This is a genomic window from Salmonella sp. 2020_1459 (assembly GCF_043847915.1).
GTDB classification, from domain to species: domain Bacteria; phylum Pseudomonadota; class Gammaproteobacteria; order Enterobacterales; family Enterobacteriaceae; genus Salmonella; species Salmonella enterica.
The window spans coordinates 217,595-242,701 of record NZ_JBCMFA010000004.1; the positions used below are offsets into that span (position 1 = coordinate 217,595).

The 25,107-nt window shown below is 51.6% G+C and carries 23 protein-coding genes and 1 pseudogene; 9 read left to right on the forward strand and 15 right to left on the reverse strand.

Annotation, left to right across the window (positions count from 1 at the left end; genetic code table 11):
- Positions 1 to 17: 17 nt before the first annotated feature.
- From lpfC to ACH0VJ_RS12895, 4 genes are all read right to left on the reverse strand, one after another.
- Positions 18 to 2,546 carry an outer membrane usher protein LpfC gene (gene lpfC / locus ACH0VJ_RS12880; RefSeq protein WP_000220317.1) on the reverse strand — a complete coding sequence of 843 codons (2,529 nt, stop codon included), beginning with the start codon at positions 2,544 to 2,546 and terminating at the stop codon, positions 18 to 20.
- 22 nt (positions 2,547 to 2,568) lie between these two features.
- Positions 2,569 to 3,267, reverse strand: a complete 699-nt coding sequence (gene lpfB / locus ACH0VJ_RS12885) for a long polar fimbrial chaperone LpfB (protein ID WP_001082126.1) — start codon at positions 3,265 to 3,267, stop codon at positions 2,569 to 2,571.
- An 84-nt stretch (positions 3,268 to 3,351) separates the two neighbouring features.
- Positions 3,352 to 3,876 carry a long polar fimbria major subunit LpfA gene (gene lpfA / locus ACH0VJ_RS12890; protein WP_001518613.1) on the reverse strand — a complete coding sequence of 175 codons (525 nt, stop codon included), beginning with the start codon at positions 3,874 to 3,876 and terminating at the stop codon, positions 3,352 to 3,354.
- Positions 3,877 to 4,393: 517 nt separating this feature from the next.
- Positions 4,394 to 5,098, reverse strand: coding sequence for an autotransporter outer membrane beta-barrel domain-containing protein (locus tag ACH0VJ_RS12895; protein WP_000637071.1), 705 nt, complete (start codon positions 5,096 to 5,098; stop codon positions 4,394 to 4,396).
- 156 nt (positions 5,099 to 5,254) lie between these two features.
- Between ACH0VJ_RS12895 and tag the strand changes: the two genes are divergently transcribed.
- Positions 5,255 to 5,836: a DNA-3-methyladenine glycosylase I gene (tag, locus tag ACH0VJ_RS12900; RefSeq protein WP_001188407.1), complete on the forward strand. Its 582-nt coding sequence runs from the start codon at positions 5,255 to 5,257 to the stop codon at positions 5,834 to 5,836.
- Entirely contained in the window at positions 5,814 to 6,254 is a 441-nt protein-coding gene (locus ACH0VJ_RS12905) for an N-acetyltransferase (RefSeq protein WP_000619902.1), read from the forward strand. The genes tag and ACH0VJ_RS12905 overlap by 23 nt, the downstream gene beginning before the upstream one ends.
- On the opposite strand, the gene ACH0VJ_RS12910 is transcribed toward ACH0VJ_RS12905, so the two are convergent.
- On the reverse strand, positions 6,223 to 8,556 hold the full coding sequence (locus ACH0VJ_RS12910) for a molybdopterin guanine dinucleotide-containing S/N-oxide reductase (RefSeq protein WP_000148466.1): 2,334 nt from the start codon (positions 8,554 to 8,556) through the stop codon (positions 6,223 to 6,225). The two genes, ACH0VJ_RS12905 and ACH0VJ_RS12910, sit on opposite strands and share 32 nt — an antisense overlap.
- Positions 8,557 to 8,708: 152 nt before the next feature.
- Between ACH0VJ_RS12910 and ACH0VJ_RS12915 the strand changes: the two genes are divergently transcribed.
- Together ACH0VJ_RS12915 and ghrB are read left to right on the forward strand one after the other, a co-directional pair.
- Positions 8,709 to 9,371: an OmpA family lipoprotein gene (locus tag ACH0VJ_RS12915; protein WP_000747548.1), complete on the forward strand. Its 663-nt coding sequence runs from the start codon at positions 8,709 to 8,711 to the stop codon at positions 9,369 to 9,371.
- A 218-nt stretch (positions 9,372 to 9,589) separates the two neighbouring features.
- Complete coding sequence (ghrB, locus tag ACH0VJ_RS12920; protein ID WP_000804684.1) at positions 9,590 to 10,564, forward strand: glyoxylate/hydroxypyruvate reductase GhrB; 975 nt, start codon at positions 9,590 to 9,592, stop codon at positions 10,562 to 10,564.
- A 49-nt stretch (positions 10,565 to 10,613) separates the two neighbouring features.
- On the opposite strand, the gene ACH0VJ_RS12925 is transcribed toward ghrB, so the two are convergent.
- Positions 10,614 to 11,324 (reverse strand): DUF3053 domain-containing protein, encoded by a 711-nt coding sequence (locus ACH0VJ_RS12925; RefSeq protein ID WP_000190524.1) that lies wholly within the window; start codon positions 11,322 to 11,324, stop codon positions 10,614 to 10,616.
- A 438-nt stretch (positions 11,325 to 11,762) separates the two neighbouring features.
- Between ACH0VJ_RS12925 and ACH0VJ_RS12930 the strand changes: the two genes are divergently transcribed.
- From ACH0VJ_RS12930 to cueP, 3 genes are all read left to right on the forward strand, one after another.
- Positions 11,763 to 12,053, forward strand: coding sequence for an HTH-type transcriptional regulator (locus tag ACH0VJ_RS12930; protein WP_000455790.1), 291 nt, complete (start codon positions 11,763 to 11,765; stop codon positions 12,051 to 12,053).
- 287 nt (positions 12,054 to 12,340) lie between these two features.
- Positions 12,341 to 12,553 (forward strand): RNA chaperone/antiterminator CspA, encoded by a 213-nt coding sequence (cspA, locus tag ACH0VJ_RS12935; protein ID WP_000014594.1) that lies wholly within the window; start codon positions 12,341 to 12,343, stop codon positions 12,551 to 12,553.
- A gap of 172 nt (positions 12,554 to 12,725) precedes the next feature.
- Positions 12,726 to 13,265, forward strand: a complete 540-nt coding sequence (gene cueP, locus ACH0VJ_RS12940; RefSeq protein ID WP_000042973.1) for a copper-binding periplasmic metallochaperone CueP — start codon at positions 12,726 to 12,728, stop codon at positions 13,263 to 13,265.
- 371 nt (positions 13,266 to 13,636) lie between these two features.
- Here the strand turns inward: cueP and ACH0VJ_RS12945 are convergent, their stop codons facing one another.
- The 3 genes from ACH0VJ_RS12945 to ACH0VJ_RS12955 all read right to left on the reverse strand — a co-directional run bounded on the left by ACH0VJ_RS12945 (position 13,637) and on the right by ACH0VJ_RS12955 (position 15,548).
- The gene (locus tag ACH0VJ_RS12945) at positions 13,637 to 14,122 is read right to left on the reverse strand and encodes a GNAT family N-acetyltransferase (RefSeq protein ID WP_000533909.1); all 486 of its coding nucleotides are present in this window, start codon (positions 14,120 to 14,122) and stop codon (positions 13,637 to 13,639) included.
- Positions 14,110 to 14,397, reverse strand: a complete 288-nt coding sequence (locus tag ACH0VJ_RS12950) for a DUF1778 domain-containing protein (protein ID WP_000965889.1) — start codon at positions 14,395 to 14,397, stop codon at positions 14,110 to 14,112. The genes ACH0VJ_RS12945 and ACH0VJ_RS12950 overlap by 13 nt, the downstream gene beginning before the upstream one ends.
- A gap of 122 nt (positions 14,398 to 14,519) precedes the next feature.
- Positions 14,520 to 15,548: an HNH endonuclease signature motif containing protein gene (locus ACH0VJ_RS12955; protein WP_023196719.1), complete on the reverse strand. Its 1,029-nt coding sequence runs from the start codon at positions 15,546 to 15,548 to the stop codon at positions 14,520 to 14,522.
- A 1,026-nt stretch (positions 15,549 to 16,574) separates the two neighbouring features.
- On the opposite strand from ACH0VJ_RS12955, the gene ACH0VJ_RS12960 reads away from it, so the two are divergent.
- A complete protein-coding gene (locus ACH0VJ_RS12960) occupies positions 16,575 to 17,345 on the forward strand; it encodes a DUF3800 domain-containing protein (protein WP_000456879.1) in 771 nt (256 codons plus the stop codon).
- A 198-nt stretch (positions 17,346 to 17,543) separates the two neighbouring features.
- Here the strand turns inward: ACH0VJ_RS12960 and ACH0VJ_RS12965 are convergent.
- From ACH0VJ_RS12965 to ACH0VJ_RS12980, 4 genes and pseudogenes are all read right to left on the reverse strand, one after another.
- Positions 17,544 to 17,972 (reverse strand): annotated as a pseudogene (locus ACH0VJ_RS12965) (transposase); the annotation flags it as partial.
- 464 nt (positions 17,973 to 18,436) lie between these two features.
- Positions 18,437 to 20,506, reverse strand: a complete 2,070-nt coding sequence (gene glyS / locus ACH0VJ_RS12970; protein WP_001291742.1) for a glycine--tRNA ligase subunit beta — start codon at positions 20,504 to 20,506, stop codon at positions 18,437 to 18,439.
- A 9-nt stretch (positions 20,507 to 20,515) separates the two neighbouring features.
- Positions 20,516 to 21,427 (reverse strand): glycine--tRNA ligase subunit alpha, encoded by a 912-nt coding sequence (gene glyQ / locus ACH0VJ_RS12975; protein ID WP_001168551.1) that lies wholly within the window; start codon positions 21,425 to 21,427, stop codon positions 20,516 to 20,518.
- A gap of 138 nt (positions 21,428 to 21,565) precedes the next feature.
- Positions 21,566 to 21,868, reverse strand: coding sequence for a YsaB family lipoprotein (locus tag ACH0VJ_RS12980; RefSeq protein WP_000605591.1), 303 nt, complete (start codon positions 21,866 to 21,868; stop codon positions 21,566 to 21,568).
- Positions 21,869 to 22,033: 165 nt separating this feature from the next.
- Here ACH0VJ_RS12980 and ACH0VJ_RS12985 point away from each other — a divergent pair, with 165 nt between their 5' ends.
- Positions 22,034 to 23,029: an acyltransferase gene (locus ACH0VJ_RS12985; RefSeq protein WP_001182573.1), complete on the forward strand. Its 996-nt coding sequence runs from the start codon at positions 22,034 to 22,036 to the stop codon at positions 23,027 to 23,029.
- A 22-nt stretch (positions 23,030 to 23,051) separates the two neighbouring features.
- Here the strand turns inward: ACH0VJ_RS12985 and ACH0VJ_RS12990 are convergent, their stop codons facing one another.
- Together ACH0VJ_RS12990 and xylB are read right to left on the reverse strand one after the other, a co-directional pair.
- Positions 23,052 to 23,405 carry a YiaA/YiaB family protein gene (locus ACH0VJ_RS12990; RefSeq protein WP_000340935.1) on the reverse strand — a complete coding sequence of 118 codons (354 nt, stop codon included), beginning with the start codon at positions 23,403 to 23,405 and terminating at the stop codon, positions 23,052 to 23,054.
- Between the two features lie 174 nt (positions 23,406 to 23,579).
- Positions 23,580 to 25,034, reverse strand: coding sequence for a xylulokinase (gene xylB / locus ACH0VJ_RS12995; protein ID WP_000275308.1), 1,455 nt, complete (start codon positions 25,032 to 25,034; stop codon positions 23,580 to 23,582).
- Positions 25,035 to 25,107: the final 73 nt, after the last annotated feature.

The window sequence follows — 25,107 nt, forward strand, 5'->3', positions numbered from 1 at the left end:
AATCGTTTCCTTCCCTGTTACCGGCAGACGGCATTCGCCATCACCACGCCGGTATTATCCTGTTGTTCCGGCAGCGTAAACGCCACGCGGCATTGCTGTGCCTGGTCTTTACCCCAGTTCACCTGAAGGGCACCTTTCTCCGGCATCCCGCTGATATAAAGCTGACCGTCTTCACCCACGATACTGCTGGACTCTTTTGTGGTATCCAGCAGCGTGGCGGTAGCACCAAACGGCACCGTTTTGCCATTGGCCTGCGTCAGGTTCATCAGCACACGATAGCCCACTCGGGTATCGAAGCGGGCACGAACAATCGCGCCGCGCGTCGGCACTACGTTGACGGAGGCGGTATCCAGGTCAACCTGGTTGTTCAGGCTGTCGCTTCGCAGTGAGACTTCCGTTTCACGGTACGGAGTGAGATAAGGCACGACCGCATTACCCATCCAGTCCACTTCCACACCACCGTTGTTGATCACGTGCGCGCCGCGCGCGCCCGGCGCGGAGATAATGGCCATAGATTCACCCAGAGGTTGAGAAAGAGTGATGCCTTCGCTATGGGCTATTACACCGCCGCGCAAACCGTAGTTCACCTGCTGGCCGTCACGGTTGTAGTTGTAACCCAGACTGGCGCTACCCACGCCGCCCTGGTAATCCAGGTTCACGCTGCCGCTGTTACCCACGCCGTTGCTGCCGTAGCCTTCCTGCACGCTATAGTTCAGGTTGTGGTCTTCCAGCGCGGTGCCGCTCACCCCTAACTGCTGGTTGGTTCGGCCATGCTGATCGGTCGTGAGGTGGTAGTTACTCCACACGCGTCCCAGTGGAATCGACATGGAGAATGACAGTAAACGATCGCTCTCATCCCATTCCGGGCTTTTCGTCCAGGTGTAAGCAACACTGTAGTTCACGCGGCCAATACGGCCGTTATAACCGGCATTCAGCGAACGCTGTTTACCTTCATCGTTCCAGTAGTCCTGCTGCGTGACGTTAAAATAGACCGAGCCCCAGGCGCCCAGTTGCTGCGTCACGTTGCCCTGAATCTGACTACGTTTGTGGTACTGGCTATAAGAGCTGTCCGCATCGCTGCGCACATCCGTCGCTTCCTGGAAGGTGTAATAGCCGCTGGTCGAATACTTGTAACCCAGCAGACGGAAATCGGTACCGCTGTTAAAGCTCTTGGAGTAGAGGAAACGATAAGACTGACCTTCCGAATTCTCCTCATTTGCCAGCTTGCTTTTTGCCTGGGTTACATCGATGGAGATCGCGCCGATATAGCCGAAGTTTTTACCTAATCCTCCCGCCAGCGAGTAATAGTCGTCAGAGAAGATCGCACCACCGTAAACGGTAAAGCCATATGGCAGGCCGTACATGGCATCAAGCTGCCCGAATTTCGGCTCGGCGCTGTTATAGTTCCCGGCACGGTATTCCCCGGCGGAAAGGCTGTACTTGAGATGGCCTTCACGCTGGAGGAGCGCCACCGAGGAGAACGGCTGAACGAACTTCTGCTCACTGCCGTCCGATTCTTTAATGGTGACCGTCAGGTCGCCGCTGTTTGAGGTTGGATACAGGTCGTTAATTTCAAACGCACCCGGCTGAACAAACGTACGGTAAATAACGTAGTTGTTCTGCTCAACGGTGACTTCGGCGTTACTTTTGGCAATACCCCGGATGACGGGCGCAAACCCGCGCTGGCTGTCAGGCAGCATCTCTTCGTCAGAAGTTAACTGCACCCCGCGCATCTGAACGCTGTCAAAAATATCACCGGCGGTGGAGGTATCCCCCAACGTCAGCTGTGATTTCAGCGGCACAATGGCACGGCTTAGGGATGTGCCAATGTTATCCCATGTGTTGTTACCGTCGTTTCGCGTCCAGGTACTATAGTTACGTAATCGCCATGCCCCCAGGTTCATACCGCTGCGCAGGTTCAGATAGTAGCTGTCGCTGTTGTAGCTGGTTTCACTGTCGTGTGCGTCATAGCTGGCGTTGCTGCCGGAAAAGTTATAATCCACCAGCAGGGCATTCACCCCTTCGTCCCACTGCGATTCTGGCACCGTACCGCGCGCTGTCTGCTTCATCGCAGCCTGCGGGAAGCTCATGATCAGGGTCTGGTCTGCAAAATCGAAATGGCTGGCGGCCTGGGGAATAATGTCGTCAAAAGCAACGCAGGCTTCAGGCGGGGCCATTTTCAGCGCCGGGAAGCTATCAATACGCACGCCCATATCTTCAAGCTGCACGCGGCTTAAGCACGGCACCAGGGATTCACCCATTTTTGCGCGCTGCGCCTCTGTCGCTGCCTTAAACTCCAGGGTGCGAGACTCCATTTTTTTTTCGTTGACCACCACCGAGACGCGGTATTTACCTGGCAGGTGTTCAGCTTTATTGGATTCATACATTGAAAGGTCAACGTGCTGATCAATACCCGGCACATCCTCCAGAAAGCGCGGGTTAAATGTTCCCGCATACGCGGGGAGCGTACTCGCTATCATCAGCGCAAGCGCAGACTGCGTGAAACGCGAGGTCTTATTGCCCAGAGGAAGATGCGTCCATGTCATAGTAATAATCCTTTAAAACGTGTTAGTTAACGCGCTGTGTCAACATGTCGCCAGCCGTGCCAAAGTCATTAATAATGTTGTATTTAACTTCGCTTACCTTGCCGGTGCCGGCTGGCAGTTCAATATTCAATGAGCCTTTTGCCGGAACCATTCCCGTTTTTTCAATATCACGGCCGTTGGCATAAAATTTATTAAACGTCAGGTTAAAGGCAGATGGGTTTTCCACTTTGATCTGGTTAGCCCCTGCGCTGGTGAACTGCAGTTTGTTCCAGCCGTCCATGCTATTGCCTTTCAGGCCCGCCGGACGATAGAACAGTTTTAAGCGGGTACGTACGGCGATCTGCAGTACGTTTTTAGCTTCCACGTCTTCACTTTTGGCAGGAATAGCTTTTACGTTAATCCAATAAACGGACTCGCGATCCTGCGGTAACGTGCTCGTCGTATTAACAATACGTAAAACGTTATTTTTAGTCGGGCTTAATTTAAATAACGGTGGAGTGATGATAAAGGGCGTCTTTTTATTACCGTTAGCATCATCAATCCATGACTGAATGAGAAATTCATCCGTGGTGCTTTTATTATTTACCGTAAGAGAAGCTTCCTTTCTACTACCGTCATAAATAACACGTGTGCTGCTTAATGCCACGCCACCGGCAAAACTGTTTTGAGCAATCAGCGCCAGCACCAGTGCTGTGCAAGATATCAAACGTGAGCGGTTCATGATTCTCTTCCTGAGCCTCCGCTGGAAAAAATGGCAACGGGATTTCCGTTGCCATTATGATTGACTGTATTAACGAAAATTCGATTATTCGTAGGACAGGTTGAAGTCCACTTCTGCGTTACCGTAACCAGTGGTTACAGTATCTTTTGTTGCAACGTAGTTAGCGGTGTAGTACAGCACGGTCTGACCAGCAGCCAGCGTAGTGGTGGATTTACCGGTGTTCATTTCAACAAGCTTGTTAGCGTTGTCGTAGATACCGATGCCCACGCCAGTTGCCGCACCTGCTTCAGTGTTAACAGAAACCAGTGTCGCGTCGTCTGCATCTCCAACGCCAGCGAAGCTCACGTTAACTTTGGTTTGAGAGGTGATGTCACAGTCTTCCAGTTTGATCTGGAAAGGCTTGGAAACAGATTTATCGCCAATGGCTTTGAAGATATTTTTCTTCACCTGACCCAGCACAACTTCCTGGTTCTGAGAGTCAGTAGAAACGACGCATGGCGCGTCAACGATTTCACCGGTGAATTTAATGGTGCCGTCACCAGATTCAGCAGCGAAAGCAGAAGTGGAAACTACAGCGAGAGCAGACAGAGCAAAAACAACTTTTTTCATTAAAAACTCCATTTATGACGGTAGATAACAGAACGCATCCTTAGGATTATCTGCATTCTGTGAGGAAATGGAGTGTATAGAGGTGGGTATTGGATACAATAATTAGTATATATAAAAATAATTTTTAGTTAATCTTAAAAAAAATAGAAATCAATATGTTACAAATGTAACGTACATAAATGTAAATTTTTATTAAGAATAAATTAATATAAATAATATATTATTTCTTCCGATTCATAAATAAGTTAAATGCCTTCCTTATTTATTAGACGTTTTTTTAACTACAATTGATTAGGCATTTGTGCTAAATAAAAAAAATAGCACCAAATGGGTGCGCTGTATGCCTGGTGTTGCATGTGTTACGCAGACGCTTCGCTAACCCCCTCCCGCTGCGGCTGGCGAATAGTGGTGGAAACTGCCAGCAAGATGATTAACAGCGCAAAGATAACGCAGAAGGTTAGCACCCTACTTCCGCCACAAGATCTGTTATCACAGCGTTTCGATGGTAATTTTTAAGTTAAAACCTGGCGCTCACCCCCAGGGTATACAAATAATCACTATCCGTAGCGCTGTTTTCCGCCTGGGAAAACGCCGCATACGCCGCCATGTGCGGGTTAAGTAACACGTCCGCGCCTACGGTGACATCCAGCCAGTTTCCCGCCTGATTTCCTGCGGTCATACGACTCAACCCGGACTGCGCTTTCCAGATATTTTCCCCAAACTGTTGGTTATAGCTGATCTGCGCCCAGGGATGGACATCGCCAAACTGCGAGTTTACCCGCCAGCCTAACGTACTGACGCTGGCGTGCCATAACGGATCGGTAAGTGCTAATGTCGTCGCGCTATCGCCATATTCGTTATACATTGATGACGTCGAACCGTCGTAATGCAGCGCCGCGACCGGCCCAGTGGTCACGCGTCGGGAAAGCGGAAAATTCCAGCCCATACTGATACCGCTGGTCGCATCAAGCGGGGTTTCATCCGCCAGGCTAAGCACCGGCCCCACCGTATTTTGCGTAGACTGAATACGTTCGGCCAGTATGTCGTTGTAATTCGGTTGGTGATCGCTGTCCCAGGTATAGCGTTCCGTCGTATGCCCCGGAGCCGCTTCAGCGATATATTCTTGTTGCCAGGCATACGTGGTATTGATAAAAAACGAGCAGGCCATAAGGCCCGCCAGACAACGCAATGTCCGGCGACCACGGCGTTTTCTTACAATCATCAACGCGACTCCAGAGTAGAGCCGAATTCGGCGATATTATTGTCATTGAATGAAGGATGTCGGGCATCAGCCCTGTATTAACTATTGTCCTTTTAGCGAGCCCGTCAAGGCGGGTTGAAGGAAATTTTCGCGGTAACCACAATAACGAGGAAGTCTATGCAGCGTTGCGACTGGGTCAGCCAGGACCCCCTTTATATTGCCTATCATGATAACGAGTGGGGCGTACCGGAAGCTGACAGCAGAAAGCTGTTTGAAATGATCTGTCTTGAAGGTCAACAGGCCGGTTTATCCTGGATCACCGTGCTTAAAAAGAGAGAGAACTATCGCGCCTGTTTTCATCAGTTTGACCCGGTACGCATCGCAGCTATGCAGGAGGAAGATGTTGAACGCCTGCTGCAGAACACGGGCATCATACGACATCGCGGTAAAATTCAGGCCATTATCAGTAACGCCCGCGCCTGGCTTGCGATGGAGCAAAACGGCGAGTCTTTCGCCGATTTTGTCTGGTCATTCGTTGATGGCCAGCCGCAGATCACCCAGGCGGCCAGCCTGGATAAGATCCCCACCTCAACACCTGCGTCCGATGCGCTTGCTAAGGCATTGAAAAAACGCGGTTTCAAGTTTGTCGGTACGACTATCTGTTACTCCTTTATGCAGGCGTGCGGACTGGTCAACGACCATATTACCGGCTGTTTTTGCCATCCGGGAGAAAAACATGATTCGCAAATCCCAGAGTGAAGACATGGCGTCTATTCTGGCACTGTGGATGAAAAGTACCATTTATGCCCATCCCTTTATCGAAGAACGTTACTGGCACGAGAGCGAAGCAATTGTACGCGACGTCTATTTACCCGCCGCGCAAACCTGGGTATGGGAGGAAAATGGACAACTGAAAGGCTTCGTCAGCGTACTGGAAGCCCGTTTTGTCGGGGCGCTGTTTGTCGCCCCCGACGCGTTAAGACACGGCATTGGCAAAGCGCTTCTGGAATATGTCCAGCAACGTTTTCCTCTGCTGAGCCTTGAGGTTTACCAGAAAAATCAATCCGCCGTAAACTTCTACCATGCGCTTGGTTTTCGTATTGAAGATAGCGCCTGGCAGGAGGATACCGCCCACCCCACCTGGATTATGAGTTGGCAGGCGGATCAAACGCCGTAAGCGGTAGCGCCGGGCCGGTATATTTCTCAAACCAGACCAGCGCGGTGTTGCCCGCACAACCGTTCCCCAGCCGGGAACTGGGAAGATCTTTTGTCAGGACGTTTACCGCGCCGTTTTTGCATATGCCGCCTGCGGTAGGTTCAGGGTCCGGCCATGCGCCTTCGTGAATACAGATAACGCCAGGCCGAATTCCGTCGGTAACGACCGCGCCCGCCAGAACCTGCCCGCGATGATTCCAGACGCGTACCGTATCGCCATCGACGATTCCACGCGTTGTCGCATCCTGCGGATGAATCGTCACCGGTTCGCGTCCGGCTACCGCATACCGCTCCCGTAATGAACTGTAGTTGAGCTGGCTATGCAGACGATGCGCCGGATGCGCGGAAAGTAGCTGAACCTGCCCCGCATCGGCGTTCCCGTGCCACTCATCCGGCACCAGCCACATCGGATGACCGGGACAATCCGCGTAACCATAGCTGGCAATGCGCGCAGAATAGATTTCGATTTTGCCGCTGGCCGTTTTTAGCGGATGGTTATCAGGATCGCGGCGAAAATCCGCGAAGCGCACAAACTGAGCGTTGGCGGGATCTTCCGGCATCTCCAGTAAACGGTTAGCCTGCCAGAATGCGGCAAACGGCGGCAGCGTCACCCCCTGGCTGGCGCCACGCTGGGCGGCAATATTGTAGAAAGTCTCCAGCCACGCCAGCTCGCTTTTTCCTTCTGTGAACCGAGCGTAACCGCCGGCTTCCCACCGTTCGCTCAGTTCAGCAAAAACGTCAAAATCATTCCGCGCCTCCCACCGGGGCGACACGACCTGCTTCATCGGCGCCAAATGCTGATTGCTATAGTCGCCGGTCATGGTTAAATCGTTACGCTCATAGCTGGTGGTCGCAGGCAGAACAATATCCGCGTGTTTCGCGGCGGCCGTCCAGAAACATTCCGAGATAACGACCAGTTCCGGTTTTTGCCACGCGCGAATCAGACGGTTGGTATCCTGATGATGAGTAAAGTTCGCGCCGCCCGCCCACCAGATAAAACGAATATCCGGGAAGCGGCGATCCATCCCATTGTGTTGGTAAAACCCACCGGGGTTTTCCAGCGCCTCGACAATACGCGCCACCGGTATTTTATCTACCGCATCGACCCCGCCAGAGATGCTTCCCTGCATCGAGGCTAACACGGCGGCGCGGCGCGTCGGGTTTCCGCCGTTAGCAAAATGATAAGAAAAACCAAACCCGCCGCCAGGCGTACCAATTTGCCCCAGCATTGCGGCCAGCGTAACGATCATCCAGTGCTTTTGCTCGCCAAACTGCTGACGCTGCATTCCCCAACCGGCCATCAACATGGTGGTGTTATGATGAAATATTTCCGCCAGTTCGCGGATTTTCACCGCAGAAACGCCGCAAATTTCCGCCGCCCATTCCGCTGTTTTGGCCGTACCGTCGGTCGTGCCCAAAAGATAGTCGGCGAAGCGGTCATAACCCGTCGTGCAGCGGGCAAGGAACGTTTCATCCTGCCAACCGTTTTCCACCAGCGTATGGGCGATCCCCAGCATTAACGCTACATCGGTGCCCATATGTGGGGCGATCCACTCCATCTTATCGCCAAAAAAGTCGACGCTTTCCGATCGCATCGGATCGATGCAGATCAGGCGCTTGCCGCTTTGTCGCAACGCCGCAAAATAGTCGAGCCCCTGTTCATCCGAGGCATTCCAGGCAATTTTCAGAGTATTCAGCGGGTTCGCGCTCCAGAGCACCACCACCTCGCTATGTTCCAGCACCACCGGCCAGCTAGTCTGCTGCTGGTAAACCTCGTTGCCACCCACCACATAAGGCATGATAGCCTGCGCCGCGCCGGTGGAATAATCGCCAAGATGGCCGGTATACCCTCCCGCCAGCGCCATGTAACGCTGCAATAGTGTAGCCGCTTTATGCAATACGCCGTTCGAACGCCAACCGTAGGAGCCGGCGAAGATGGACGATGGCCCATAACTTTCGCGAATACGTTTGTGCTGAGCGTGGATCAGGTCCAGCGCGTCATCCCAACTTACGCGAACAAACTCATCCTGCCCGCGTATGCCTTGCGGCTTATCGGGAGAAGCCAGGAACCCTTTACGCACCATCGGGAAGCGAACCCGCGTTTTACTGTGCACCTGGTCATGCACAACGGTTTGCAGGGAGTTCTGGTGTGCCGTCGGGAGTTCGCCATACGAGGCAAAAATGCGTTCTCCGTCGGTTTCAACGCGGACTGGCCCCCAGTGTGCGGCGGTCAATACCGAATGACGCGATGGTGCGTGGGTCAAGGTTCGCTCCTGAATTATTGGGATTATTTATTTTGCCGATCAATGTTACTTACAAATTTCAGAGTTTTCCCTGGAATTTTCTTCATGTGCAGACGTCATAATCAACCGCCACGGTCGCTGTGGTAAAAATAAAAAAGTGATAAGGATTTAAGATGAAAAAACGTGTATTTGTGATTGCTGCCATCGTGAGCGGCGCCCTGGCAGTATCTGGCTGCACAACAAACCCTTACACCGGCGAACGCGAAGCAGGTAAATCCGGCATTGGCGCGGGTATTGGATCGCTGGTCGGCGCAGGCATCGGCGCGCTCTCCTCCTCAAAAAAAGATCGCGGTAAAGGCGCGCTGATTGGCGCGGCGGCTGGCGCGGCGCTGGGCGGCGGCGTGGGTTACTACATGGACGTACAGGAAGCGAAACTGCGTGACAAAATGCGGGGCACAGGCGTTAGCGTGACGCGAAGCGGCGATAATATCATTCTGAATATGCCGAATAATGTCACCTTCGACAGCAGCAGCGCGACGCTGAAACCGGCAGGCGCTAACACGCTGACCGGCGTGGCGATGGTGCTGAAAGAGTATCCCAAGACCGCCGTCAATGTGGTGGGCTACACCGACAGCACCGGTAGCCACGATCTGAATATGCGTCTGTCGCAGCAGCGTGCTGACTCCGTCGCCAGTTCGCTGATCACCCAGGGCGTTGACGCCAGCCGTATCCGTACCAGCGGAATGGGTCCGGCGAACCCGATCGCCAGCAACAGTACGGCAGAAGGTAAAGCGCAAAACCGCCGCGTCGAAATTACCTTGAGTCCATTGCAGTAAACTACCGTACCGGGTAAAGCGGTATGCTTTACCCGGCCTGCATTATTCCCTCGCCAGACCGGATACACCTCGCATTATTCGGTATTCATTCACCATTTACCACGATACGGCTGCCGACAACGGGAAAATCGGCTGGTCGATTATTGCTAAGCGGGTTAATAATAAGCCTGTTCCGGTTGGCGCATGCCGCGCTTACCTTTTGATTTACGGAGAGTCGCATGAAGCCGTCCATCATTCTCTACAAAACCCTGCCTGATGATTTGCTGCATCGCCTGGAGGCGCATTTTACCGTCACCCAGGTACCGAACCTGCATCCGGAAACGGTAGCGCGACACGCGCAGGCATTTGCCAGCGCGCAAGGCCTTCTGGGCGCCAGCGAAACCGTTAACCGCGCGCTGCTGGAAAAAATGCCGGCGCTACGCGCGGCGTCAACCATCTCGGTGGGATACGATAATGTCGAGGTGGACGCCCTTACTGCCCGCAAAATAGTCCTGATGCACACGCCTACCGTTTTGACGGAAACCGTTGCCGATACGGTGATGGCATTGATGCTGGCCACTGCCCGCCGCGTGGTGGACGTCGCAGAACGGGTTAAGGCGGGTGAATGGACAGAAAGCATTGGCCCGGCGTGGTTTGGCGTCGATGTGCATCACAAAACACTCGGTATCATTGGGATGGGGCGTATCGGGATGGCGCTGGCGCAGCGAGCGCACTTTGGGTTTACCATGCCGGTTCTCTATCACGCTCGTCGGCGGCATCAGGAGGCGGAAGACCGGTTTAACGCCCGCTACTGCGATCTGGATACGCTGTTGCAGGAGGCTGATTTTGTCTGCGTGATCCTGCCGCTAACGGCAGAAACGCGACATCTGTTTGGCGCAACACAGTTTGCCAGAATGAAATCGTCCGCCATTTTTATTAATGCCGGACGCGGCCCGGTGGTCGATGAAAACGCGCTGATTGCCGCGCTGCAAAACGGTGAAATATATGCGGCAGGTCTGGATGTCTTTGAGCATGAACCGCTATCTGTGGATTCCCCCCTGCTGAACATGTCTAATGTCGTCGCGGTGCCGCATATTGGCTCGGCAACGCATGAGACGCGCTACAACATGATGGCCTGTGCGGTGGATAATTTGATTGATGCGCTGCAGGGAAAAATAGAGAAGAACTGCGTCAACCCGCAGGCGGCGGGATAACGCTACAGGCCCGATAAGCGCTGGCTTGCGCTTATCGGGCAGACTGTCATTACTGGGTTGCGTTTACCGCCGCCGTCCAGGCCTGATTAAACGCCTGATGCTGCGAGGCCAACGGCCCAATCAACGCATTATATTGGCTGGCCTGCTGTGAGGTCGGGAACTGAATGCCGTTCGCGACAAAGCTCACCTGCTCGCCCTGTTGCGCAATATAATCGCCCACTTGTACCAACTGCTGCGTAAAGATCTGCGCCGCCGGGATCAGCGGCTGCAAAGCATCTGCCGGCACGGTGACTACTTTTTTGTAGACCTGATCAAACACAGGTTTCAGGTCATCGGCCTGCTTTAACGCGCCATGCGCGGCATCAGCCTGCAGTTTTGCATTCTGCAACTGTTGCGCCAGCACGCCTAACGAACCATTTGCCTGCCGCAGCGGCTCGCGTTGCGTCATATAATCCTGCGGAACGCGGATGGCGTTAACGCTATCGACCACCGGGCGCAGACCGGAATCCATCGCCTGGTTTACCTGCTGCGAGTAGCCATACAGTATCGCGTAATCAGACACGAACGGACCAAACTGTTTTTTCTGATCGGCCGTCAGCGTTGGTAAACGCTCTCCGCTACGCATTGCTGTATTCTGCAGGAAATCGACAAACGCTTTGCGCTGATCGCCTTCTTTATCAAAACACCCGCTCAGGCTAAACACCATTAATAACGCCACAACAGGCGCAAACCAGCGAGAGCAGGACTTACCTGTCGCCATTGTTAATACTCCTTTCACCCAAAAATGCGCACAACGACACCTGCGTGCCTGACGGCTTACAAGGATAGTCCAGGTCAGGCTTGCAGGATACCCTTTCCACGCGATCTTGTAGCGGAAAATTATGTTTATCTGCATCAATGCTTAATTTGTTATTTTATTGTTAATTTTTGGCCTGACACTGCGATAAAAAACGCGGCAAGAAAGCTTTCCAGCGGGGGATGTAATATTTTTTTAATCTTTACAATTATTTTCTGAAAGACGGATATACCTTCCTGGATCAAATTGTTAGCGTCCTAAAAGTCGCGTAGCGTAAGGCATCGAAACGAATCGATAGCGCTTCCTGGCGGCGCGTCGCCCCCCACCCGCAAGTTTCCCGACTATTCTTAAGAGGCTTCGATGCACTTCACGATCCCGCTGTGTGATTTACAGGAGTTCTCAATGGAATATAAAGATCCGATGTTTGAGCTGCTGAGCAGCCTGGAACAAATTGTTTTTAAAGATGAAACGCGAAAGATCACCCTGACGCAAAAACCCAATCCTTTTACCGAATTTGAACAGTTACGGAGAGGGACGGGACTAAAAACAGATGAATTCGCCAGAGCGCTGGGCGTAACGGTTGCCATGGTTCAGGAATGGGAATCGAAACGCGAAAAACCCACGCCAGCAGAGCTCAAATTGATGCGCCTGATACAGGCGAACCCACGCTTAAGTAAGCAATTGATGGAGTAATTTTTACCCCTTTCTGTTTTAACGGTCCTGCGTAAGGACCGTTTTCCCCGCCCGATTCCTGACCTGGAGAAATAAAGTAAAATAAAAGTTGCATCGCCCGGCATTACATGAGTTAATGTGCTCAACGGTTTGACGTACAGACCATTAAAGCAGTTTAGTAAGGCAAGTCCCTTCAAGAGTTATCCATTAGATACCCCTCGTAGTGCGCATTTCCTTAACGCTTAAAAAATCTGTAAAGCACGCCATAACGCCGAAAGGCACACTTATTTTTTAAAAGGTAATACACTATGTCCGGTAAAATGACTGGTATCGTAAAATGGTTCAACGCTGATAAAGGCTTCGGCTTTATTACTCCTGATGACGGTTCTAAAGACGTGTTCGTACACTTCTCCGCTATTCAGAACGATGGTTACAAATCTCTGGACGAAGGTCAGAAAGTTTCCTTCACCATCGAAAGCGGCGCTAAAGGCCCGGCAGCTGGCAACGTAACCAGCCTGTAAGCTTAAAAAGCTCAGAATTTTGAATCCCTGCCTGATGGCGGGGATTTTTTTTATTCCAATTCCCCCTCTCCCCCAGCATAACTTTGCATTACTTTACCCTGTGTCCCTTTGACCTTTCCCTTAGGGGAACCCCTATAGTAGGTAAGGAGATTGTTCACAAGGAATTGAAGTTATGTCGAAACCATCATGGTTATTACTTTTGGGTTTATGCGCCAGCGGCTCCGCGCTTGCGGCATCCTCAGAATCCGCTTTTCTGGCGCAACATGGGCTGGCGGGAAAAACGGTTGAGCAGATCGTGGATACGATTGATCAGACGCCGCAGAGCCGTCCTTTGCCTTACTCCGCGTCGATTACCAGTACCGAGCTCAAATTATCTGACGGAGAGCAGATTTATACGCTGCCGTTAGGCGACAAATTCTATCTCTCTTTTGCGCCCTATGAATGGCGGACACACCCCTGTTTTAACCACAGCCTTTCCGGCTGTCAGGGAGAAATGCCGAATAAACCGTTCACTGTAAAAGTGACAGACAGTAAAGGCGCTGTCATCGTACAAAAAGAGATGCAAAGCTATCGAAACGGATTTATCGGTGTTTGGTTACCGCGCAATATGGAAGGGACGCTCGAAGTAAGCTACAACGGTAAAACGGCGTCACATGCCATTGCCACCAGAGATGACAGCCAGACCTGTCTGACGGAATTACCATTACGTTAAAAAAATGCCCGATAACATAATGGGTTATCGGGCCTATAAAACGCCAACAAGATAAAATTAACAGAGTGCCTTGAGAATGCATAACGCCACAAGAATGGCAGAGGTGGGCTCACTTTGTACTGACCCCAAAAACCTGGACAGATTAACCGAGGCATCAGCGAAAGAGTCCATTTAATACATGGGCTCTTTTTTGTTTCTGGCTATAACTAAATAACATTGTCCGCAATCGAATTATCCATTCCGTTGCTTTCTTGCATCACGCGGATTCCTGTCTCATCAATATTTTGTTCGTCGTATTCTTCCTGAATCTAACCTTAGACGTTCTATCAAATTATCGCTTATAGCGGTTTGAACGTAACAGTCTTTGCATTCTATTGAGGGAGCCTAAGGAACAAAGTTCGCTGCTGAGTTTGTGATGATTTGAAACCATGGTGAATGTAGAAATTTTTGGCTTCTTCGGTAAGTGCATGAACCATGATTGCACGTACACCAATATTCTCGGCAACCCGATAGCAACGAAGCACTGCATCATGAAGTAAATCAGCACCAAGCCCTTTTCCATGGAATGAGAGATCGACAGCAAGACGGGCAAGTATAATGACAGGGATGGGATCTGGCATGTTACGCCGAAGGTTGCCTGTCGCTTCTGTATGGTTGACGCTACCGGTGGCCAGAGAGTAAAAACCGGCTACTTGCTTCGTGTCTTTCTTGCACACTACAAATGTTCTGGCCGCTCCGAGAGCCTGGTTTTTGAGGCCCTTTTGCTTCAACCAGTCATCGAGCACAGCTTCACCGCTGACGAACTCAGCTACCTGATGAAAAGCGGACAAAGGTTCTGGTGCTGTTACACGTCCCACTGAGGTTTCCTTGCCAGCAGTTTTTCGATAACGGGATCATCTGCGACCGGTGCATCAAGCAGATTAATGAACTCCTCATATTGCTCATCGTTAAAGTTAAATACACGGCGGTCAAGGATCACATTCTCGGCAGCCCGGCAGGCCGTTTCCAGAATGAAATCTGTACGTGACTTGTGAAGGATTTCCGCAGCTGCATCAATGAGCGCCCGCTGCGATTCCTTAGCTCTAAGGTTAAGTTGAACATCTGATTTCATGAGACACCCTTTGTATAGCATTTGCTTTACAAGCATAGCATAACCACCATGTATAGCAAACGATATACATCAAGTCGTCGTTTTTCATTTTTTGAATACTGATGTTCGCTTTGTGCCAGAAGCGGACGTTTGTGACCAGTTAATCATGCCAGCAAGATCTTAACGAAGGCATCCCAGCGGCCTTCGATATTGTCTTTGTTGATAGGGAGCAGCGTTTTGCGCATCGTTATCCCATCAATGGCCGCGAGATCTGCGTCTTTTTTTACCAGGTCTGGCGCAAACCAGAGTTTAAGCGTGTGTGGATCGATGGCGCATAGTCCCGCGTCAAAGAGCTTGTGGATATCAGCGCGCAGCAGCAGACCGTTTTTAAAGCTCGCGCCACCTTTGCGAGCGTGGGCTTTAAGGTGCGCGGCTTCACAGCGTACCGCAATGGCATTCGTGTAGACGCAACGGCCACCGCAGTTAAGCATCACATCTTCACGGAATTTCCCCTGATCACGACGGCGACGGCCATAGAACGGTACATCTTCTTTGTGTTCGCGTTCTTCAGCCAGCGACCGTTCGGCTTGCGGTTCTTCAGCCTGGGGTTCTTCGACCACCACGGGTTCAGGTTCGACCGCTTTCGGTTCTTCCCAAGTTCCCAAGAACATGGCAACGCGCTGGGGCATTTTGACACGATTCAAAATCCCAAGGTGCGCTTTTTCCCAGGCCAGGAATTCTTCCAAGCGACTCGCTGGGCAACCATGTTTAAGCGCCGGATGGGGGGATTCCTTTTTGACTGGAGCGGGCGCGGGAGCAGATACAGTCGTGCTGCTACTGCCTGTGCTGTAGCTGCTACGGCCACCCACATGGCGTTTAACCGAATTTCCTTCAACCAGGATTTGCTTGCCCTCGTCGATCTGACGCTGGAAGAACGCCTCAATTTGGGTGTAGTTCAGCTTGAAGTGGCGCATAACTGCGCCACGGAAAGCCAAACGAACTTCTTCGTTACGATTTGGCGGGCAGGCACGGTCAACGCGCTGGGAAGCATAGGTATCATTCCCCCAGGCTTGCGTACCATAACGGCTAAATATGACCGTCCAGTTTTTCCCCGATTGGCTGCGATAAACCTTACCATCGCAGACGAACACGAACGGAGACGAAATAATAAACCCGTGAACTTCCATAGTCATTTTAATCCACCTCAACCAGCTTTTTTTCCAGTCCACCCCTTCGAGATCGACCTTGCCAACTTATTCCTGCCAACAATTGCCGTAAGGATAAATGTAGTGACCTGTATTTGAAATCGGTTCGACCTGCATTTACGATTAGCTGATCGCCCACCCGCAATATCTGCAACTGAAAATCGTGGCTGTTGGGTTCCACAAAACGTTCGATTTCTGGATACTTTGCCAGTCGGCGAGCGGGGCTGATGGGCGCTGGTGCGCTGAGTGCAGTTAGTCATTACAGGAATCAAAGACCAGAAACAACGATGACCGCTGAGTTAATGGAACAACCGCTGGTCACAAATAAAGTGGGTTCGTCAAAATGAAATGCAGGTCGAAGTGTTCGAATGTAGGTTCATTTGCAGTTAATCCGGGTTTGGTCACCCGGGTAGATGCAGGTATTGTGGGTAAAAATGACGCGATAAATGCGGGCCTGAGCATTTATAAATGCAGGTCACTACAGTTACTCGCTCAAAGCAGCTTGTAAAATTCTGGCGCCCTAAAAAACAGGCTTGACGCGGGATAACTTTCGTTTTCCAAGCGGCCCCTTATAGGCCGCAGAAAAATCTGGGGGGCCGGCGTAGAACCCCTATTGCGTGATAGCATGTACCTAGAGTTATACGTCAGCGAGACATCTCCTTTACGGCAAGTTGCAGAGATCTTCTTTTCTGATATTACTCACGAATTATTTTTGACCTGTTACGAAGAGAACATTCCTCTGGAAGGAATTGAAAAATTGATTTCGAAGGCAAGAACATCTCTTCCACCAGTGGCGTCAGAACAATAAACAGCCACATAGTGCTGTGCTGCTTGCATATCAACTTTTACTCCTCGCTCATATAAGACCTTCGTCCTGCCCGTCAAGTGCCGTGAGTAGATTGTGCGAGCGTATGGATACACTAGATACCTAAAGGCTCTTGAGTAGACCCACAAACATTGTCTGTCGCTTGGGTTGAGCATAAAATACCCATTTAATTTTATGTGGGTATTTGTATGGAATACGTGGCTTTTGGTGATGAGAGTGGTACGACAGGGAGTGACCGCTGTTATGGCATTGGTTTGCTGTGTGTGCGTAAAGACACGTTACACATCTTCAATGAGCGCGTCCAGAAATTAAAAGATAAGTACGGGATTGTCGGTGAGTTGAAGTGGTCCAAGATTAAGAACAGTGCAGGGCAGGCAAACATCTGCATTGAGCTGCTGGCTATGGTGCTCAAGAACTCGTGCTGCTTCCACTCAATTGTTGTAGTTAAGAACATTTACAACAACTGGCAGACGGACAGGGAGTTGGCTTTTTACCAGACGTACACAATGCTCGTTAAGAACGTTGCTAAGCAGATTAAGAGTGACGTTGAGGTGATCATCGACCAGAAGATTGATAAATACAAAAAGAACGATGAAGTGACAGGTATTGTTGCTAACAACATGCTGGCTAGGGCAGGGATGAAGAAGCTGATTAAGTCTGTGACGATGCACGACTCTAAGCATCATCTTGGATTACAGGTTGTCGACATTCTGACCGGAGCTGTGAATTCTGGGTACTTAAAGTACCTTAATCCTCGGCTAGAACTATCAGTGGCTAAGGAGCTTGCCTTTGAACGTATGGCTGCTCTGCTTGGCTGGGATTTTTTCCATTACGATACATTCCCGAATAAGGATTTTAATATCTGGCATTTCCCGCAAGAAATGCGAGCTATGCCGGGTTCAAAGAGTATTCGACCTGATTACAGCGTTCCATTGGTTAAGCGGGAAGAGCTGTCCTAACCTTGACTTCAAAAATCGATTGTTTATGCATAGGCCGACCAGATTTAAAGGATAGGTGTCAACCGATACTGTAGTAGTGCACTAAATTTGGCCACTGGAACAAATATTTAAATGTCCGCTCCTCGCTCATAGCAGACATTTACGTGAGCGTATCCACCAACGTTCAGGTTTCCTGATAGCATCCCTGTACAGACCTTGTTAATTTCTGCCTGGATAGCTCTTTAGGCGGTATTCAACCGGGCTGAGTCCGTTAAATCTAAGGCTAATTCGTCGGGTATTGTAGTATCGTATGTAATCCTCAATAGCTATCTTAAGTTCATCAATATCCTTAAATTTACTGGTGTAAAAACTTTCTGATTTTAAAGTGCCGAAAAAAAATTCTGCACAGGCATTATCAAGGCAGTTGCCTTTGCGGGACATACTTTGGATGATGCCAAACTCTCGTAACTGATACTGGTACCATCAATGACGGTATTGCCAGCCCTGATCTGAATGAAGAACCGGATTGGTACCCGCATCAAGTCTGGCAAATGCCTTCATGAGTATGTCATCGATCATCGGCATGGTTGGACGTTCTGAAATACTGCAGGAGATCGCTTCGTTATTGAAGAGATCAATAATGGGCGCAGTGCACTTTTGATTTATATACCCTTCATACTTCAAGTTGCTTATGTGTTGGCTACGGATTACTCGGCCCATCCATGGGCCTCGCCCTGACGGGCCGTCGCACGCGACGTTCAAATCTGCTCCCGGCAGATTTGTCGCTCACCCCAGTCACATAGTTATCTATGCTCCTGTGGACTCACTCCCTTGCCGCCTTTAAGCAACTCGAATTATTTTGGGTATAGTCAGGTGGGGATTTTCTCTGTCTGCCTTTTGGTGAATACCTGAGACAAACAGTCTCAAGCACCCGCAGCTATTCTAACGCCAATATCCGTACCGCCAGCGTTAATGTATTCCTGAAATATTTCTTGCCAATCAATAGAAATAACCGCGTCTATGAGTTACAGAATTATTAGCGAATCAACTAATACTATTTACGTTATAAAAAAACCTGCCCGAAAGCAGGTTTTTTTTATTTAACTGAACGCTTATTGCAGTAACGAAATATCTGCAACCTGCAGGAACAGTTCGCGAAGTTTCGACAACAGCGTCAGGCGGTTGATACGGATATCTTTCTCTTCCGCGTTAACCATGACATTTTCGAAGAATTCATCCACCGGCGCGCGCAGAGCAGCCAGCTCAATCAACGCTTCCTGATAACGACCATCGGCAAAGTACGGCTGAAGCTTATCACGCAGCACAACCAGATGTCTGGCCAACTCAATTTCCGCCGCTTCTTTCAGTACGGAGGCGTGGACGATATCGTTCAGCGGCTCAGTGGCTTTCGCCAGGATGTTGGAGACGCGCTTGTTCGCCGCCGCCAGCGCAGAGGCTTCTTCCAGGGTACGGAAGTGCGATACCGCTTTCATACGCGCATCGAAATCTGCCGGACGGGTCGGACGACGCGCCAGTACCGCCTGGATAGTGTCGACGGTGTAACCTTCATCCTGATACCAGGCGCGGAAGCGACCCAGCATAAAATCGATCACATCATCGACTACGTTGGCATTGGTCAGCTTGTCGCCATACAGACGCGCCGCTTCTTCGGTCAGCGTTTGCAGATCAAGAGCGAGGTTCTTCTCAACGATGATGCGCAGCACGCCCAGCGCGGCACGACGCAGCGCAAACGGGTCTTTGTCGCCTTTCGGATGCTGACCGATACCGAAGATACCCGCCAGAGTGTCCATCTTATCGGCGATCGCCAACGCGCAGGCCACCGGGTTAGACGGCAGATCATCACCGGCAAAGCGCGGCTGATACTGCTCGTTCAGCGCCACAGCCACATCTTCCGCTTCACCATCGTGACGCGCGTAGTGCATCCCCATCACACCCTGGGTGTCGGTGAACTCGAAGACCATGTTGGTCATCAGGTCGCACTTGGAGAGCAGGCCCGCGCGAGTGGCGTGGTTGACGTCAGCGCCAATCTGACCGGCAATCCAGCCCGCCAGCGCCTGAATACGGTCGGTCTTGTCGCGCAGCGTGCCCAGCTGTTGCTGGAACAGCACGGTTTGCAGACGCGGCAGATGGTCTTCCAGACGTTTTTTACGGTCGGTATTGAAGAAGAATTCAGCATCTGCCAGACGCGGACGCACCACTTTCTCGTTACCGGAGATAATCTGGGTCGGATCTTTCGACTCGATGTTGGCGACGAAGATAAAGTTCGGCAGCAGCTTGCCCGCGTTGTCATAAACCGGGAAATACTTCTGGTCGCCCTTCATGGTGTACACCAGCGCTTCGGCAGGCACGGCGAGGAATTTCTCTTCGAATTTCGCCGTCAATACTACCGGCCATTCCACCAGCGAGGCTACTTCTTCAAGCAGGCTTTCGCTCAGGTCGGCATTACCGCCAATCTTGCGTGCTGCTTCTTCGGCGTCCGCTTTGATTTTGGCTTTACGCGCTTCGTAGTCGGCAATGACTTTACCGCGCTCCAGCAGAATTTGCGGGTACTGATCGGCACTATCAATGGTGAACTCCGGCTCACCCATAAAGCGGTGGCCGCGAATGACGCGGTCAGACTGAATACCCAGGATGGTCGCCGGAATGACCTTATCGCCCAACAGCAGGGTCACGGTGTGCACCGGACGCACGAAGTGGACGTCAGACGCGCCCCAGCGCATCAGTTTCGGGATCGGTAGTTTCGCCAGCGAGGTGGCTACCATGTTCGGCACCAGCGCTTCGGTACTTTCGCCCTTCACGTGGGCACGATACAGCAGCCATTCGCCTTTGTCGGTCTTCAGACGCTCGGCCTGATCAACGGTGATCCCGCAGCCGCGCGCCCAGCCTTCTGCCGCTTTGCTCGGTTTGCCTTCGGCGTCGAACGCCTGAGCAATCGCCGGACCACGTTTTTCGACTTCGCGATCGGGCTGAGATTCAGCAAGATTCGCCACTTTCAGCGCCAGACGGCGCGGGGCGGCAAACCATTCAACGTTACCGTGCGCGAGGCCGGCGTTATCCAGCTCCGCAGTGAAGTTCGCAGCAAAGGACTCAGCCAAACTGCGCAGTGCTTTTGGTGGCAGCTCTTCAGTGCCGATTTCCACCAGAAAAGTTTTCTCAGACATGGCCGCCTCTTACTTGTCTTTGTTGCACATCGGGAAGCCGAGGGCTTCACGGGAAGCATAATAAGCCTCTGCCACTGCTTTGGTCAGGGTGCGAATACGCAAAATGTAGCGCTGACGTTCGGTGACGGAGATAGCTTTACGCGCATCCAGCAGGTTGAAGCTATGGGCGGCTTTCAGAATACGCTCGTAGGCCGGCAGCGGCAGCGGGTTTTCCAGCGCCAGCAGCTGCTGGGCTTCTTTCTCATACTGCTCGAAGCAGGTGAATAAGAAATCCACATCGGCGTATTCAAAGTTATAGGTGGACTGCTCCACTTCGTTTTGATGGAACACGTCGCCGTAGGTGGTTTTACCCAGCGGGCCATCGCTCCAGACCAGGTCGTAAACGCTGTCCACGCCCTGGATATACATCGCCAGACGTTCCAGACCGTAGGTGATTTCACCGGTCACCGGCTTGCACTCCAGGCCGCCGACCTGCTGGAAGTAGGTGAACTGCGTCACTTCCATGCCATTCAGCCACACTTCCCAGCCGAGTCCCCAGGCACCCAGCGTCGGGTTCTCCCAGTTATCTTCCACGAAACGGATGTCGTGAATGGTCGGGTCCATACCCAGCTCTTTCAGAGAACCGAGGTACAGCTCCTGAATGTTGTCCGGAGACGGCTTAATCACTACCTGGAACTGATAGTAGTGCTGTAAGCGGTTCGGGTTTTCGCCGTAGCGGCCATCGGTCGGACGACGAGAAGGCTGCACATAGGCAGTCGCCATCGGCTCTGGCCCCAGCGCGCGCAGGCAGGTCATTGGATGAGAAGTTCCCGCGCCGACTTCCATGTCCAATGGTTGAACAATGGTGCAGCCCTGGCGAGCCCAGTAATCCTGTAAGGTCAGGATCAAGCCCTGGAAGGTCCTGGTATCAAACTTTTGCATATTATTTCGTGCTGGATACGTGTGGATTTAAAGGAAGGAGCCAGTATACCCGCTGGATGCGAGATATACAGTATGAAACCGGTTTGTTTAGCGAAAATTGCCGGATTTCGCGGCATCACACCTCACCAGGCGCGGCTTTTACCGCATAGAAAGATGTAAAAACTGCCCATCTGCATCAAAAGAGCAGACAAAACTCTCTTTACGGAAGGTATTACCCCGCATCTCATAGCTCCCCTGAAACTGTTCGAAGCCGGTAACAGCAATTTTCTGTGCGCCAGTGTTGTAACGCTGCGCCGCCTGAGCTTTACACAATGCTTCCATATCCAGCGTGCGTCTTGGGCTCACTTTACTCTGCTGGGCTTTTTGCGTCGGTGGCGGTGTCGCTGTGCATCCCACCAGAGCGATGGCTATCATCACAGTACAGAAATACTTCATTATCATTTTTATTACCGTCTGGTTTGCTGGTCAGTCTTATTATTAAGGTTTGTGGGTAACAGAAACATTGTGCGAATCTCCTTACGCCATCACAAGATGTAGCGTAGAAAGTCGGATTTTTCCAGTGAGCCACCGCGCTGGAACTCTATTCAAACGGAAGCTGAGGAACTGATGCAGCCTAAAATTAACTGGATTGATAACCTGCGAGGGATCGCCTGTTTAATGGTAGTGATGATCCATACTACAACGTGGTACATCACCAACGCCCACAGCGTCAGCCCGCTAAACTGGGATATTGCGAATGTCCTGAATTCGGCTTCGCGCGTTAGCGTTCCCCTGTTTTTTATGATTTCAGGCTATCTTTTTTTTGGCGAGCGCTGCGCGCAACCGCGGCATTTTTTACGTATCGCCCTGTGCCTTATCTTTTACAGCGTTGTCGCCCTGGCTTACATTTCACTTTTTACTTCGATCAACGTCGAGCTTTCGCTAAAAAATGCGCTGCAAAAACCCGTGTTTTACCACCTGTGGTTTTTCTTTGCGATTGCGGTGATCTACCTGGTATCGCCATTAATCCAGGTAAAAAACGTGAGCGGCAAAATGCTCCTGACGCTGATGGTGGTCATTGGTATTATTGCTAACCCAAATACTGTGCCGCAAAAAATTGGCGGCGTTGAATGGTTGCCCATCAATCTGTATATCAGCGGCGACACGTTCTACTACATTCTCTACGGTATCCTGGGCCGCGCCATTGGAATGATGGAGACGCAAAAGCCATCGCTGACGCTTATCTGCACTGCCCTGTTCATCATCGCGGTATTTGTTATTTCTCGCGGCACATTGCATGAATTACGCTGGCGCGGAAATTTTGCCGATACCTGGTATCTGTATTGCGGTCCCATGGTGTTTATTTGCGCCGTCTCACTGTTCACGGTAGTTAAAAATAAGCTGAATGCGCGGACGTTACCTGGACTGGGGCTTATCTCCCGCCACTCGTTGGGTATTTATGGTTTCCACGCGCTGATTATCCATGCGCTACGTACTAATGGTCTGGAGTTAAAACGTTGGCCGCCGTTAGACATCGTGTGGGTTTTTGCCGCGACGGTGACAGGAAGCCTGCTACTTTCCATGCTGTTACAGCGTATTGATAAACGGAAATGGGTTAGCTAAACGATAATGATGGCTCCGGCCATCATTCATCATCACTGTAGGAAGCGTAAAGATCGGTTCCATATATACTGACCCCCAGTGCCACCAGACACAGTATTTTCAGCGCGCCCGCCAGCGCCAGGTTAAATACGCCGACCGCGACCATGCCGATGCCAAGCAACAGCAAAGATTTGCAACGAGAAAGCAAGCGGCCATTTCCCGTGTGTTCCTGGCGAATTAAGACTGGAAAACCACACATGACGATTGCCGCAAAAAAATATCCCTTTTCGCTTAATGTATGACAGCCTGGCCACAGTCCCACCAGGTATACCACTGCACCGACAACTAACATTCCCAGGCCGAATATCCGTTTCCTGCGCGCAACGTGATCGTCCATCTCACTCTCCTTGTGGTTGTGTGAGACACATTAAGCGAAGAAATAGCGATGAAAAAGGCGCCTGCCCAGCAATAATATAAAAATCAGAAAACACACATACTTACTTCGATATAATTCAATAGAATTAATATTTACGGGAAATGCCTTTCGGCCAAAACCGAAAGGCATTCTGACTTAGGACATCAACGGCAACAGCTGCTGATAAAGTCGACGGAAGGTTTCACGACGTTGTTGATAAACCGTATGACGCTGCGCATCAGGATAATGCGCCTGCTCCAGCGGCAACTGCGGCAATACATCGGCGAGCGGAGTCTGTTTATTCACCGCAATTTGCGCCAGACGCGCCGCGCCCAGCGCTGGCCCCACATCGCCGCCAGTACGATAATCAAGCTGTAGCCCGCTAATATCAGATAGCATCTGACGCCAGTATTCGCTGCGCGCCCCGCCGCCGATAAGCGTCACGCTGGCGGGTTTGACGCCGCAGGCGTGAACCACATCCATGCCATCCGCCAGAGCATATCCCACGCCTTCCAGTACCGCCCGCGCCAGTTCCGCCGGGCCATGCTGATGGGTTAAACCAAAGAAAACGCCTTTTGCCTGCGGATTATTGTGCGGCGTGCGCTCGCCGGACAGGTACGGCAAAAACCAGATCGGATCGGTATGCTCATCCGCCAGCTGCGCGGCGGCAATCAGCGTCGGGACGTTCTTCTGCCCGGTGAGTTTAGCCGCCCAGTCCAGACAAGAGGCGGCGCTCAACATTACAGACATTAAATGCCAGCGTTCCGGCAGCGCATGGCAAAAACTGTGTACTGCGCTCTCCGGTTTACTCAGAAAGCCGTCGCTGACGGCAAAATAGACGCCCGATGTTCCAAGTGAGAGCATCGCCTGTCCGGCATCGATCATTCCTACGCCGACCGCGCCAGCCGCATTGTCGCCGCCGCCCGCCACCACAGGTACTGCTGGCATTCCCCATGCGCTGGCGACCTCTGGCAGCAACGTTCCGGTAATGTCACTACCTTCAAATAACGCTGGCATCTGCTGTCGGGTTAAATGACAGGCGTTGAGCATAACGTCGCTCCAGTCGCGCTTTTTCACGTCCAGCCACATCGTTCCCGCCGCATCCGACATATCGCTGGCAAAGACGCCCGTCATTCGCAGCCGCAGAAAATCTTTCGGCAGCAGAACTTTGTCTATCTGGCGGAAAATATCCGGTTCGTGGCGCTGCACCCAGACTAATTTGGGCGCGGTAAAACCGGGCATCATCAGATTACCGGTTATCGCTCGCGACTGCGGCACCTGTTTCTCCAGCCAGGCGCACTCTTCGCTACAGCGTCCGTCATTCCATAAAATCGCTGGTCGCAGAACCTGCTGACGGCTATCAAGTAATGTCGCGCCATGCATTTGTCCGGCGATGCCCAACGCCCGGACGCCACTTAACGACTGTTGCCGACCTAAACCTTTAACCGCACAATCCGTCGCCTGCCACCACTGCTCTGGTTCCTGTTCCGACCATAAGGGATGCGGACGCGATACGGTCAGTTTTTCAGTATGCGTAGCCAGCACATCGCCCTGCTCATTCAACAGGATAGCTTTTACACCCGATGTACCAAGATCGATCCCGATATACATAGTGTGGGTTCCTTTACTGAAAGCGCCCGGCAGCGCTACGCTTACCGGGCTAATCACGACTACAGGCCGGGCT